11 protein-coding genes and 1 tRNA gene are annotated in these 13,533 nt (G+C 37.5%); 8 read left to right on the forward strand and 4 right to left on the reverse strand.

Annotated features, from left to right (window positions below):
• The first annotated feature begins 8 nt into the window (after positions 1–8).
• From FFM68_RS04960 to FFM68_RS04995, 8 genes are all read left to right on the forward strand, one after another.
• Positions 9–1,154 (forward strand): glucose-1-phosphate adenylyltransferase, encoded by a 1,146-nt coding sequence (locus tag FFM68_RS04960; protein WP_137618327.1) that lies wholly within the window; start codon positions 9–11, stop codon positions 1,152–1,154.
• Positions 1,141–2,289: a glucose-1-phosphate adenylyltransferase subunit GlgD gene (glgD, locus tag FFM68_RS04965; RefSeq protein WP_137618328.1), complete on the forward strand. Its 1,149-nt coding sequence runs from the start codon at positions 1,141–1,143 to the stop codon at positions 2,287–2,289. Before FFM68_RS04960 ends, glgD begins: the two co-directional genes overlap by 14 nt.
• Before the next feature lie 2 nt (positions 2,290–2,291).
• Positions 2,292–3,719 (forward strand): glycogen synthase GlgA, encoded by a 1,428-nt coding sequence (glgA, locus tag FFM68_RS04970; RefSeq protein WP_137618329.1) that lies wholly within the window; start codon positions 2,292–2,294, stop codon positions 3,717–3,719.
• Between the two features lie 99 nt (positions 3,720–3,818).
• Complete coding sequence (locus tag FFM68_RS04975) at positions 3,819–6,254, forward strand: glycogen/starch/alpha-glucan phosphorylase (RefSeq protein WP_137618330.1); 2,436 nt, start codon at positions 3,819–3,821, stop codon at positions 6,252–6,254.
• Positions 6,235–8,067 carry a glycoside hydrolase family 13 protein gene (locus FFM68_RS04980; RefSeq protein WP_137618331.1) on the forward strand — a complete coding sequence of 611 codons (1,833 nt, stop codon included), beginning with the start codon at positions 6,235–6,237 and terminating at the stop codon, positions 8,065–8,067. The genes FFM68_RS04975 and FFM68_RS04980 overlap by 20 nt, the downstream gene beginning before the upstream one ends.
• An 84-nt stretch (positions 8,068–8,151) precedes the next feature.
• Positions 8,152–8,754, forward strand: coding sequence for a hypothetical protein (locus FFM68_RS04985; protein ID WP_137618332.1), 603 nt, complete (start codon positions 8,152–8,154; stop codon positions 8,752–8,754).
• A gap of 61 nt (positions 8,755–8,815) precedes the next feature.
• Positions 8,816–9,001 carry a protein YkzS gene (gene ykzS, locus FFM68_RS04990; RefSeq protein WP_137618333.1) on the forward strand — a complete coding sequence of 62 codons (186 nt, stop codon included), beginning with the start codon at positions 8,816–8,818 and terminating at the stop codon, positions 8,999–9,001.
• A gap of 47 nt (positions 9,002–9,048) precedes the next feature.
• Positions 9,049–9,132: transfer RNA gene (locus tag FFM68_RS04995), tRNA-Leu, on the forward strand.
• Between the two features lie 89 nt (positions 9,133–9,221).
• Here the strand turns inward: FFM68_RS04995 and FFM68_RS05000 are convergent.
• The 4 genes from FFM68_RS05000 to FFM68_RS05015 all read right to left on the reverse strand — a co-directional run bounded on the left by FFM68_RS05000 (position 9,222) and on the right by FFM68_RS05015 (position 13,488).
• Positions 9,222–10,349, reverse strand: coding sequence for a tyrosine-type recombinase/integrase (locus FFM68_RS05000; RefSeq protein ID WP_239585072.1), 1,128 nt, complete (start codon positions 10,347–10,349; stop codon positions 9,222–9,224).
• A gap of 172 nt (positions 10,350–10,521) precedes the next feature.
• The gene (locus tag FFM68_RS05005; protein ID WP_137618335.1) at positions 10,522–11,397 is read right to left on the reverse strand and encodes a DNA adenine methylase; all 876 of its coding nucleotides are present in this window, start codon (positions 11,395–11,397) and stop codon (positions 10,522–10,524) included.
• 55 nt (positions 11,398–11,452) lie between these two features.
• Complete coding sequence (locus FFM68_RS05010) at positions 11,453–13,219, reverse strand: AAA family ATPase (protein ID WP_137618336.1); 1,767 nt, start codon at positions 13,217–13,219, stop codon at positions 11,453–11,455.
• Between the two features lie 77 nt (positions 13,220–13,296).
• Positions 13,297–13,488 carry a hypothetical protein gene (locus FFM68_RS05015; RefSeq protein WP_137604286.1) on the reverse strand — a complete coding sequence of 64 codons (192 nt, stop codon included), beginning with the start codon at positions 13,486–13,488 and terminating at the stop codon, positions 13,297–13,299.
• Positions 13,489–13,533 lie beyond the last annotated feature (45 nt).

Here is a 13,533-nt window from a genome sequence, read left to right on the forward strand (position 1 = left end):
AAAATAAAATGAAAACAGAGATATTAGCAATGATTTTAGCTGGCGGGAAAGGTTCCCGTCTCGGCAAACTAACACAAAAAATTGCAAAACCTGCCGTCCCTTTTGGTGGTCGTTATCGAATTATTGACTTTACATTGAGTAATTGTATCAATTCAGGAATCAACAATGTTGGCGTGGTGACACAATATCAGCCGTTAGCTTTGAACAATCACATCGGAAATGGTTCGAGTTGGGGGTTTGACGGACTAAATTCAGGCGTGACGATTTTACAACCGTATTCCAGTAATGATGGCAGTAAATGGTTTGAAGGAACGGCCCATGCACTTTATCAAAACATGGATTACATCGATCAGATGGACCCGCAGTATGTTCTTGTCTTATCAGGCGATCATATTTATAAAATGGATTATGAGGCGATGCTGGAAAATCATAAAGAAAATAATGCTTCGTTGACTGTTGCTGTAATTGAAGTACCGCGAGAAGAAGCGTCGCGTTTTGGAATCATGAATACGGATGAAAATGATCGGATCATTGAATTCGAAGAGAAGCCAGCAGAGCCTAAAAGCAATCTAGCATCTATGGGGATTTATATTTTTAATTGGAGTCGCTTGCGCAGTATTCTGTTGAATAGTTATAAAAAAGATGATCAAATGTTGGATTTTGGCAAACACGTGATTCCTGCTTACTTAGAGAGCGGCGAAAATGTTTTTGCATATCGGTTTGATGGTTATTGGAAAGATGTAGGGACGATCGAATCATTATGGGAAGCCAGCATGGAGTTTATTGATCCAGCCCATAGTCTGGATATTCGTGATAAAAATTGGCGGATCTTAGCAAAGAATACCGTTTCCCCGCCACATTTTTTAACGGAGAATGCGGAGGTAAAAGACGCATTGATTGTAGATGGCTGTTATGTAGCGGGCCAAGTGGAACACAGTATTTTATCAAATGATGTACAAGTCAAAGAAGGGGCGAAAGTCACTGATAGCGTGATTATGCCTGGTGCAACAATTGGTAAAAACGTACAAATCACAAAAGCAATCATCGGTGAAAATGCGATTATTGGAGATAATGCCATAGTCGACGGTTCAGAAGAAATTGCCGTTGTAGGCTATTCAGAAGTGATTGGAGTGTTGACAAGTGAGAGCGAATAAAATGAATGCGATTTTGGGGAATGTGTATGAATGCCCAGAATTATTACCGTTAACCGAAAAAAGACCGCTGGCTACTTTGCCTTTCGATTGTAAATATCGTCTGATCGATTTTAATTTATCGAATGCTATCAACGCGAATATTAAATCTGTTTATATGATCTTTAATCAAGGATCCACGAAATCAGTTTTTGATCATATCGGCGGTGGACGTGAGTGGCATTTAGACAGCGTAGATAGTCGTTATTTCATTCACTATTATCAAGATTTTTTGAAAAAGAAAGCGGAAGGGCGCCCCTATTTTGAGTCGGTAATCGATTATTTGAACAAATCAAAATCGGAATACACGGTCTTTATGGGAAATCGAATGCTTTGCAACATTGATTTAGAAGCTGTATTGAAAAGCCATCAACAAAGCAACAGCACGATGACAGTCGTCTATAAAAAGATGCCCAAAGAACAGGTCTATCGGCAAGATGAGATTTTAGAAGTTGATGAACACGGAATCGTTCAAGGACATCATAATTTTTTAGAGGATAATTCAGAAGCTGAATTATTTAATTTAGGTATGAAAATCTTTATTTGCCAAACGGAGTGGTTAATTCATGCTTTGCAAGAAGGACAAAATTCAGGTAGTCCTGTAGCACTACTTGATTTCTTTACTCTAGCGATGAATAAAGTAAAAACTTCCGCTTACGAGTATACCGGCTTTTTAAGAAATATTTTTGATATCAAATCCTATTATGATGCCAATATGGATATGTTGAATCCTAAAAAATTCACTTCTTTATTATATTCAAAACAAAAGATTTATACGAAATTGAAAAATGAAGTCGCTACTTATTATTCATCGACTTCTGAAGTGAAAAAAAGTCAGTTTGCCACCGGCTGTTTAGTTGATGGCAAAGCGTATGGATCACTTTTCTCACGCAGTGTCGTGATCGAAAAAGATGCAGCAGTTGAAGACTCGATTGTGATGGCAAACTGTCGTATTTGCGAAAGGGCAGTTGTTCGCTATGCGATCCTAGATAAAAATGTCGTAGTGGAACCAGGGGTCAAAATTATCGGTTCAGCGGATAAACCCGTTGTGATCAAAAAAAATACACATGTACTGAGTGACGTTTACGGAGGCGAATAGACGTGAAAACATTATTTGTAGCGGCAGAATGTGCTCCGTTTTTTAAAACTGGCGGATTAGGCGATGTTGCAGGTGCTTTGCCGAAAGCTTTGCAAAAAAAAGGAACAGACATAAAGGTTGTCTTGCCCTTTTTCACTAAACTACCGCAACATTATCAGGAGCAGCTGCAAGATTTATTCTCGTATGAAGTTCAGGTTGGCTGGCGCAAACAGTATTGCGGTGTGAAATATCTTCGAATGAATGAGATCGATTATTATTTTTTAGACAATCTCTATTACTTTGATCGCCCAGAATTGTATGGGTATTACGATGATGGGGAACGCTTTGCTTTTTATCAACAAGCGGTCATTGAACTGCTGGAAAAAATCGAATTTATTCCTGATGTCATGCATTTGAATGATTATCATACGGCGTTCATTCCTTTTTTATTAAAAGAAAAATATCAGTGGATCAAAAAATTTAGTCGAATTCGGACAGTCTTGACCATTCATAACATCGAATTCCAAGGACAATACGACCGTCAAATTCTAGGTGATTTATTTGGAATGGGCTACGATCGTTACGATGATGGGACTATTCGATTTAACGACTGTGTAAATTTTATGAAAGCTGGGATTTTGTATGCGGATCGCGTGACTACGGTCAGCCCGTCTTATGCTGAAGAAATCAAAACGACTGAATTTGGTGCAGGACTAGATCCAATTTTACGAATGGAAAGTAAAAAGCTTTGTGGAATTTTAAATGGCATTGACTACGAGGCCTTCAATCCTGCCACAGATCCTGCTATTTTTACAAATTACGATCAAGAACGACTAAATCAGAAAATAGAGAATAAAGTTCAATTGCAAAAATATTTAGCATTGCCAGTTCGACCAGATGTTCCGGTAATTGGGATCGTTAGTCGTTTGACGTACCAAAAAGGATTTCATTTGTTGTTGCAAGAAATGGAAAATTTGATGCAATTTGATGTGCAATTGATCTTAGTTGGTACCGGTGATCCGAGATTTGAAGAGCAATTTCAAGTTTTTGGCCAAAAATATCCGGACAAAACAAGTATCCAAATCGCTTTTGATGTCAATTTGGCACAAAAAGTTTATGCTGGTGTGGATATGTTTTTAATGCCGTCAGCTTTTGAGCCTTGTGGATTGTCGCAAATGATCTCCATGCGTTATGGAACATTGCCAATCGTGCATGAAATCGGGGGGTTGAAAGATACTGTCCAACCTTATAATCCAATTACAAATGAAGGAACTGGTTTTGGTTTTACTATTTTTGAACCGTTCTATTTGATGAATGCCTTGAAACAAGCAATAAAACTCTATCAAGAACATCAAGATATTTGGCGTAAAATGATGATAGCAGCAATGTCGCGTGATTTTAGTTGGACTGGCTCTAGTCAGCAATATTTAGATCTATACAAATCAGTGTAGAATTAAAAAAGCCAGAATCTAGGGCCTTTGGCTGTAGATTTTGGCTTTTTGGTTCATTAGACAGAGCGCTGTAATAAAAGCGCAGTTGGAGATGATAATATGGATAAAACAGAATTTAAACAATGTTTCAGTCGTCGCTTAGCTGAAAAATTTGCTATGGGAGTTGCAGATGCTTCACCAAATGAGCTTTATCAAACACTAGGTTCGCTACTGACGTCGACGTATTCACAAAAATGGCAGCAGACCTGGACGGATTATCGAGAAGCGGAACAAAAGCAAGCGTATTATTTTTCAATCGAATTTCTGCCAGGCAAGATGTTGAAGAGCAATCTTTTAAACATGGGCTGGCTTGAGATGGTGACTGAAGGTCTTGCTGAATTAGGAATTGATTTAGAAGATTTAGCAGAAGTCGAACCTGACATGGCGTTAGGTAATGGCGGACTCGGCCGTCTGGCTTCTTGTTTCATGGATTCGATTGCTTCGATGGGGCTACCTGGAAACGGAAATGGGATCCGATATGAATATGGATTATTCAAACAGCATTTTGTTGACAATTATCAGGTAGAGTTGCCGGATAAATGGTTGCATAAAGGAAATTTATGGGAAATTCGCAAAGAAAGCAAAGCCGTAGATGTCCATCTAGGCGGAGAAGTTTATCTTGTTCCTGATGCTGCTGGTAATCTAAGCCCTGATTATCAAGGAGGGATGACCTTACGTGCGGTTCCCTATGATACAGGAATGGTGGGGTATCAAAATGATATCGTCAATACAATGCGTTTATGGTCAGTCGAGATCCCGCTGGAAGAAGAAGAAAATTATCGGAGTATTGAAGATCGGCGGACAGTAGAAGATTTGACATCCGTATTGTATCCGGATGATTCTAGCGAAGATGGTAGAAAACTGCGTCTTTCACAAGAATATTTCTTTGTCTCAGCTGGTGTACAAAGTATTTTGCGCTATTACAAACAGTTAAACAAACCGATAGATAAAATCAATCAGTCTGTTGCAATCCATATCAATGATACTCATCCGGCGATGTGTGTCGCAGAATTTATGCGTCTATTAGTCGATGAAGAGAACTTAAGTTGGGAACGAGCTTGGAACTTGACGCAAGAGGTTATGAGTTACACGAATCATACAATTATGGCAGAGGCGTTGGAAAAATGGTCGATCAATATGATGAAAAGTGTTTGTCCTAGAATCTACCAAATCATTGAGGAAATTGATCGTCGTTTCGTTGCCGAAATGACCGGAGTTCATGATTTTGATTTGATTCAAAGAACTAGAATCATTCAAGACAATCAAGTCCATATGGCTCATCTAGCGATTATTGGTTCACATTCAACGAATGGCGTTGCAAAACTGCATTCAGATCTTTTGAAATCGGTCGTCTTACACGATTTTTATTTGCTTTATCCAGCACGGTTCAACAATAAGACCAACGGAATTGCGATGCGTCGTTGGACACAGTTAGCCAATCCAGCGCTGAGTAAAGTTTTAGATGAAACGATCGGCAACTCGTGGCGCAAACAGCCGACTAATTTGCGCTTGTTGTTGAATTATACAGAAGACGATCATGTATTAGCCGCTTTAGCAGATGCAAAGTTAGCTAATAAGAAACGGTTAGCGGCATATATCCAAGAACATTGCGGTATCGAAGTGAGTCCGCAGGCGATTTTTGATGTTCAAATCAAACGACTACATGCCTACAAGCGTCAATTGCTGAACCTTTTACACATCATCAAACTGTATTTAGATTTAAAGGAAAATCCTGACTTGCCGATCGAACCGCGTGTCTTTATCTTTGGTGCAAAAGCAGCGCCAAGTTATCACTATGCAAAATCAATCATCAAAGTGATCAATGAGACAGCCAGTTTGATCAATCAAGATCCAACAATCAATAATAAACTAAAAGTTGTCTTCTTAGAAAATTACAATGTCAGTTTAGCCGAGCGGATCATTCCAGCCGCTGACGTTAGTGAGCAAATTTCACTTGCGTCAAAAGAAGCTTCCGGCACATCGAACATGAAATTGATGCTAAATGGTGCCGTGACGATCGCAACTTTGGATGGTGCAAATGTTGAAATTCGTGACGCAGTAGGTGAAGAGAATATTGCTATTTTTGGATTGACAGAGTCAGAGGTGTATCAATATTATGAAAATAAGAATTATTCTGCACTGAGTATTTATGATGAGAATGCGACGATCCGTAAAGTGCTGGCACCCTTGACTGATGGCACTATTCCTAATATCAGTGCTGAAGGGTATGAGATATTTGATTCATTGATCAAATACAATGATGAATTTTTTGTCTTGCGTGATTTTGAAGATTATTGTCTGGCACAAGAATCAGTCAACAAAGCGTATCAAGACAAACGGCGCTGGCGTCAAATTAGTTTGCGTAATATCGCAAGTGCAGGGCGCTTTTCTGCTGATGATACCGTCCAACGGTATGCCGATGACATTTGGCAAATAGAGCCTGTCTTTGCGCATGAAGATCTACGAGGTGCAGAACATGACTCCTATTTACTTTAATCCTTGGTTAGAACGTTACAAACAGCCATTTGGTGCTGTGCAAGAAGGGACGATGGTAGATGTCTGGTTGTCTGTTTTGGATCAGCAAAACGCTCAAGCTTTCTTGGTTGTCCGCAAAGAAGGCAGCTCTGTTGGGCAAAAAATATTTCCGATGGAAGCTGTCTCAGAAGATCGCTTTCACTTTCAAACGATTATGGATCAGGGGTGGGGATTGTACTTTTACTATTTTAAGATCGTCCATGAATCAGCTGGCTGTGAAACAATCCAGTATTACGGTTTTAAAGGACAAGGCGGCGAAGGACAGATCTATGGTGCTGAACAAGAAGTCATTCCTTATCAATTAACATGCTATCAAAAACCAGAAGTTGCGCCGACTTGGTATCGCGAGGCCGTCTTTTATCAAATTTTTCCCGACCGGTTTGCTAACGGAAATCCAGATCGAAGAATTAATCAACCAAAAAAAAATTCATTCATTTATGCGACCGAAGAAGACACGCCTTTATATATTCGCAATCAGCAAAATGAGATCGTCCGCTGGGATTTTTTTGGCGGAAATTTTAAAGGGATTCAAGCCAAAATTCCTTATTTTCAAGAACTAGGAATCACTGCGATCTATTTGAATCCGATTTTTGAAGCCACATCAAATCATCGGTACGATACCAATGATTATTTTAAAGTGGATGGTATTTTAGGGACGGAGGAAGAGTTTCGAGAATTGATTGCAGCACTGCACGAGGCAGGAATCGCAGTTGTTTTAGATGGCGTATTCTCTCATGTAGGAAAAGATAGTCGGTACTTCAATATCTCCGGGCTTTACGGAGAACACACTGGGGCTGCTCGTGATCCGCAAAGTCGCTATCGCGATTGGTTCACTTTCAATCACTACCCAGAGGATTATAAATCTTGGTGGGGAGTAGCGGATCTGCCGGAAGTACGAAAGGATAATCCTAGTTATCAAGAATTTATTTATGGTGATCTGGATAGCGTTTTATCCAAGTGGACTTCAATGGGTGTCGATGGTTGGCGATTAGATGTTGCCGATGAGTTGACGGATGAATTTATTTCCGGTATTCGTAAAAATCTATCTGCCTATCAGGAGAAAATTCTGATCGGCGAAGTTTGGGAAGATGCTTCGAACAAGATTGCTTATGATACGCGGCGAAAATATGTCTTTGGCGATCATCTGCAAGGAGTCATGAATTATCCATTGCGTCAACAAATCTTAGCTATCTTGCAGCAGTCGCGATCATTACAAGATATTTGTGAGGAAATGATTCGTTACCAAGAAAATTATCCGATCGATTTTTATTACAACCAATTAAACAATATCGGAACCCATGATACAGAACGGATCTTAACTATGTTGAATGGCTCTGTTGAAGCTTTGGATCAGGCGTGGGGATTGATGTTCATGATGCCGGGGATTCCGTGTATCTATTATGGTGATGAGGCGGGATTGACAGGCGGTAAGGATCCCGACAATCGCAAATTTTTCCCTTGGCAGTCGATTAATCCAAACTTATTTAAAAATTGCCAAAAATGGATTGAACGAAGAAAGAAATATGATGTGTTGAAAGAAGGGAAATTTTTTCCTTTCTATTCGCAAAAACAGCAAATTTTTGGAATTATCCGCTATTTAGAAAACGCTTATGTCGTCTATGTTATCAATCTATCTGATCAAGCCCAAAGTTTAAAAGTAGGAGAGTTGACCAGTCCTCGTGCGTATCGTGGAGATTATTCAGTCTTGGATCGGATCATGGAGGGCAAGACATTGACACCAAAAGAAAGTTTATTTGTTTACGACTTAAATTAGTCTGTTTTTATTGTCGGATATTTGAAAGCATTTCTTGAGTATTTATGCTAAACTATGCTATATCAGAACAATGAGGATGATTTTATGCAAACGTACAGCAGAAAAAAAAGCCGATTTCCTGCCTTTGATGATGAATTTGGCGTAAAGTTAGTACAGAACAATCAACGTGTTTTGTTTAACGGAGAAGATGACTTGATCACAAATTATCACTTGGAAGCCAAGGATATTTTTGAACGTTCGCTGCCAAAGACAAAGCGGACTCGGCATGTTGATTTAGATGAAAAACCGCGCAGAGAATTAGCGCAGCATAGAGCAAATTTGCCGATGTATGATAGCGACCGAAAAGAGTCAAAGAATGTAAAACTATTTGAGGAACACAAACCTAAAGAAGCGACCACACCGAAAAATATTTTCCATTCACGGAGTATTCGCAGTGCCACACCTTTTGCACCAAAATATGTGCCTTCTTCATTGATTCCGGATGCACCAGCTGATGCGATTTCACCAAGAGAATTGATGCAGCGGATGGAGAGACCACGTGACTCCTATGTTTTATTTGCTTCAGAGGAAGAAAAAGAGCCTTTGAATGAAAGAAAAAAAGTGCGGCAACGTTTGGATCGTTCTCTGCGAGGAATTTTGGAAGAAGATAATTCAAATATCGAAAACAGCAAATATTTTCACGATTAAAAACGAAAGATGCTTGCGAGCATCTTTCTGTTTTTTAGATTACTAGAAGGAGGATTAGTAGATGAATCCATTTGAAGAAAAAATCCGCCAATTACGAGCTGGCGAGATCGATAAAATCGCGGTATCTCGGGAAGAATTTTTTTTGTTCCGTGAAGCATGGAGCAAACAAGAAGACAAGAAATTCTTTCGAGGAATCGCTGGCCTCAAAGGAAATATCACCTATGTTTATGACACGACGATTGTGTAAACTATTGACTTTTTTACGTTCGCTCGCTATCATAAAAAAGGTTTCACGCGGCGGTGTTGGAATTGGTAGACAAGCATGATTGAGGGTCATGTGAGAGAAATCTCGTGTGGGTTCAAATCCCATTCGCCGCATATAGGTGTAGCCTACAAACGCTGACATATCAGTGTTTGTAGGCTGTTTTTTTAGTTTTTCCCACGGGAAACCCACGAAAAGTTTTTTATTAGAGAATTTCTTCGAAAAATGACTCGAATTTTTTCTTATTTTTTTGGCGTCTTTCTTCCGTTGCACTTGCATATTCATACGATTGTCGAATACTTGCATGCCCTAACTGATCTTTGATGTAAATTGGATCGGTTTCCGATAACGTAAAGAAGTCTGATCGAATATGCCTAAAGCTGTGACTTCTAATTCTTGGAACGCCTGCTTTCTCACACCAATATTTCAAGTACTTGTTGATTGCTGAATTTGAAATAGGGTAAGTGTTATTCGTGACAAATAATAAGTTGTGTGGATTGAGCAGTTTGCCAGATATAATATCTTGAGCTTGGACAGTTTTCCATTTTTTTAGATATTTAAAGAGATGCCTATGCACATCAATTTTTCGATAACCTGCATTGGTTTTGGTTATCCCGAATCGATAGATACCACCATCATATTTAAACGCCTCATCAATAATGATTTGTTCATTTTTTTCATCAATATCAGAATCCCATTTTAAAGCAGCGACTTCCTGGTATCTTGCGCCAGTATAGAACTGAACTAAACAAAAATATTTGGCCGCTGTATCTGTAGCCTCTAAAATCTTGTTTTTGAGCTTTTCCGCATCTTCTTGGGAAAGAGTCGTCTCGGTTGAATGAGTCGCCTGACGACCCGTTATTTTGACATTACGGGTAGGATTTGCACGTAAATATCCCATATCGATTGCTTCAAGGATTGCTGTTTTAAATATCGTGTGCTGATCAGCGACTGTCGTTTTCGATAATCCTTGTTTATTCGGTCCGTCGGTGGAAGCTAACCAATTGAGATAGCTTTGGTAATTATATTTCGAAAGACTATTCAATGTTTTTTTCTTTCCAAAATATTCTTCAACGTACTTGGCAGCTAGTTCGTATTTTGCGATTCGGCCAGGACTGATTTTACCGCGCTTAAATGTATCGATGTATTGATTAAAAAAAGTAACGAGTCCGACTTTCTTCATGTTTTCACCGTTCATTAATTTAGAAAGAAAATCTGTTTCTTTTTCTTTAACTTCTGCACGAGTAGAACCAGTAAAGTTCTTTTCGCTCCATTCGTTTGTGAGCGGGTCTTTATAGCGGGTCCTCAGTTTCCACTTTCCTTTTTTAATCATCTTTGGTTCGGCCATAAAAATACATCCTTTCTGATTTCCATTTTAGAAATCAGTTAATTCGTTAAAATAGTTGGCGAAATCGATTTAAAAACAGTGTTATGTCTGATTCAAACTAACATAATCAAACATACGTTCGCCTTGCCGCTAAAAAGAAAAGCCCGAAGGCTAATCTTTAAGTAATTGGTTGAAGATCAACTTTATTAGTCGAAAGTAGGCGTGTTACAGAACTGGCAAAAATATATTCATTAGCCACGCGCTTCTTATTAGCTGAATAATTTAAAGAGTATTGAAACCCTTTATCAGCTTTAGAATAGAGTTCAGAAATTTGTGGAGCCTTGTCATAAGTTAAAATCCAATAATAATCATCCATACTTAATATTTTATCTCTAATAAGTTGATGTTGATATTTTTTATAAAAAGATAGATACAAGGATTGTCCTTGAACGTAGTATGGGGGATCAAAGAAAATGAAAAGACGATCTTTTGGATACTCTTTTTTTAGTAATTCAACAAGATTTGCAGCATCTTCATTGTACAAATGAATTTTGTCTTTTTGTTCAGCAATATTTCTGATTTTTTTTATTAGATTTAACTTATTAAAACGGCAGTCAATTTTGTATTTTCCATTTTGATTGCGTCCACCAATGGGACCGCCAGAAATAATACCGCTAACGTTTGTCCGATTCAGAAAGAAGGTAGCAAATGCACCTTCTAATGAGCCTATGACTCTGCCGCAATTACTATATATTTCTTTTTGATTATGCCATTCTTCGATAGAAATTTCAGTAGTATTGATTAACTGAATAAATTTATCTGTATCATTTATAATAGCTCTCCAAAAATTATAAATAGCGGGGTCAAAATCATTTATGATAATTTCTTCAACTTTTTTAATAAGAAGTAATTCAATGGCCACCCCGGCCCCACCCGCAAAAGGCTCGCAATAGATTGGAGCGATTATATTGTTCTGCTTAATTGTCGAATCTACAAACTTCCATAACTGAGTTTTCCCACCTGGATACCTAAGCGGGGATTTTGTGTGTGGCATTATGATCACCTCAATTCCATATTATCAAATTAAATGTCTTTTGGCCAATAATCTATTACAATAGATGTTCAATATCGCTAATGTCAATACCACTTTTATTTGCAACATATTCGATTGATTTCTTTAAATCCTCATAGAATTTTTCGAGACTTGGAGATAGATTGTTTTTACTTTTCCAAAACTTAACGGGATTGTTAGGGCCTTTCCAATTTAATTGTTCGTGTTTAAACCACATTTTCCAAACTTCACGAGGTTTCTTTTTATAATAATCAGAATGGACAATGTTATATGGGCCATCATCATTTGCGTATGTATCACGCAAGATACGTTTGATAATGTCGTAATGTGGATTATTCATAAATATTTCGTGGGAATAATTTTTGGTATTATCCCAGTACTCAGAATTATTATCGTCAAGTATTTCAAAAACAAATCGTTCTGGAGGATATTTATTTTCAGATGGTAGATTTATATAATTTTTAATATTTTTTGGTGCGACATTGTCTCCATCCAAACAGACAATTGATCTAGCGTTGAATTCAGGGATTTTAAATTTGTGCAATTTTAATAATTCTGTGCAACCGAGAGAAAAACTGTTTTGAATATTTAAATATGACAGAATTTTCTTCTTAGTAACTAGCCCTTTAAAAACATAGATTGCTTCTTTATCTTCAAAGTATACAGGAATTTTTTCACTACTCATTTCCTTTTCGGCTGCGACAAAAAACTGATTTTTTATCGTATTTATGTTGGTGATAGGCATAATGCCTAGATCACGATGTTCGATATTTAGATTAAACAACTCAATTAAATTTCTATTATTTGGACTTAATTTTAAGTCCATTGCGTACTCTATTAGTTCAAGTGAATGTGTAGTGCAAAAAATTTGGATACCAAATTCTTTTGCCTTGCTATATAGTATTTTTAATAACCTTATTTGTGCTGCTGGATATAAAGTGACGTCAATTTCATCAATTAACAAAATTCCACCAGAATATTCATCATAATTTTTTTTAAGTTTTTTAAATGAATATAATGCCAGTAAGATTTGTCCAATGTTATCCTCTCCAGAGGAAATCATTTCGATGGATCTTTCTTTAGGAATAAAGGCAGCAGTCCTCTTATCGTTATTATTACTAATTCCAATAAAATTAGAATTGTATTTTTTTAATAAAATTGATTGATATAAATCAAAAATTTCTTCAATATCGGATTCAGGTAATCCATAGTTTTTTTCCTTTAGTCCTCGTTCTTGAACAATCGGATTAACTCTTTTTAAGCCAAGATATATCACTGGAAATATAATATTTGAAGATGAAGTATCCGTAGAACTTTCATCTATATTGTTTATTCTTCTGGTAACTAATCTAGGATTTCGACGATCAGCATAATCATTGCTTTCAATTAAGTAATTGATGTCTGGCTTATTGTTCTGATTTGCTTTCATGGTAATAGAGGCATGCCTTTTCCTTTTAACATCTGCTGTCGAAAGCTTGAAGTGTTCATCTGCACGGGATTCAAAATTTTTCTCATTATAAGTAGTAATACTCTCGAATAGTTGCATCTTTTCTATTTCAGCAGGGGTGGGGTTTGTTTTCGAATTAATAGTTTCATACTCTGTTTTTGATATGTCATAAATAATTTTTGGATTAAATGAGAAGCCTTGTGCAATCATACCAAGAATCGTTGATTTTGCAGTCCCGTTTTTTCCCGCTAAAATATTTAAATGTTTCGCTGGTTTAAAATTGATATTGTTGATGATTCTAAAATTCTCAAAAGTTGCATTTGAAATATAATAATGTTGTGGATTCTTCCAAGCCATATAAATTTCCTTTCACTTCACTGCATTTTTTATTCCCCGAGCCGGAATCGAACCGACGGCGCCAGGCGGGGAGGGAACTATAAATCCAATAACTGAGTTAAGAGAATAGCAAACACCCCAGCGATAATTAACGCAATACCACAAAATAGTGTTAGCGCGTCTAATATTTTGTCCTCAATGAAGATACGGACAGTTCCGATTACCAAACCAATACCATAAATAATCATGAGGATTTCTAAAAGAATTAAAGAGTTGAATTCTTGAAACATGAAACTCCTCCTGCGTGCTAGTATGAGAGACGAGTATTTACTAAA

The sequence above is a fragment of the Enterococcus xiangfangensis genome (assembly GCF_005405365.1).
Classification (GTDB): Bacteria; Bacillota; Bacilli; order Lactobacillales; family Enterococcaceae; genus Enterococcus_A; species Enterococcus_A xiangfangensis.

Coding starts and splice junctions, on each gene's coding strand:
- FFM68_RS04960 (WP_137618327.1), top strand. CDS start 9: ATGAAAACAGAGATATTAGCAATGATTTTAGCTGGCGGGAAAGGTTCC.
- FFM68_RS04975 (WP_137618330.1), top strand. CDS start 3,819: ATGGATAAAACAGAATTTAAACAATGTTTCAGTCGTCGCTTAGCTGAA.
- FFM68_RS04980 (WP_137618331.1), top strand. CDS start 6,235: ATGACTCCTATTTACTTTAATCCTTGGTTAGAACGTTACAAACAGCCA.
- FFM68_RS04985 (WP_137618332.1), top strand. CDS start 8,152: ATGCAAACGTACAGCAGAAAAAAAAGCCGATTTCCTGCCTTTGATGAT.
- ykzS (WP_137618333.1), top strand. CDS start 8,816: ATGAATCCATTTGAAGAAAAAATCCGCCAATTACGAGCTGGCGAGATC.
- FFM68_RS05000 (WP_239585072.1), bottom strand. CDS start 10,349: ATGATTAAAAAAGGAAAGTGGAAACTGAGGACCCGCTATAAAGACCCG.
- FFM68_RS05005 (WP_137618335.1), bottom strand. CDS start 11,397: ATGCCACACACAAAATCCCCGCTTAGGTATCCAGGTGGGAAAACTCAG.
- FFM68_RS05010 (WP_137618336.1), bottom strand. CDS start 13,219: ATGGCTTGGAAGAATCCACAACATTATTATATTTCAAATGCAACTTTT.
- FFM68_RS05015 (WP_137604286.1), bottom strand. CDS start 13,488: ATGTTTCAAGAATTCAACTCTTTAATTCTTTTAGAAATCCTCATGATT.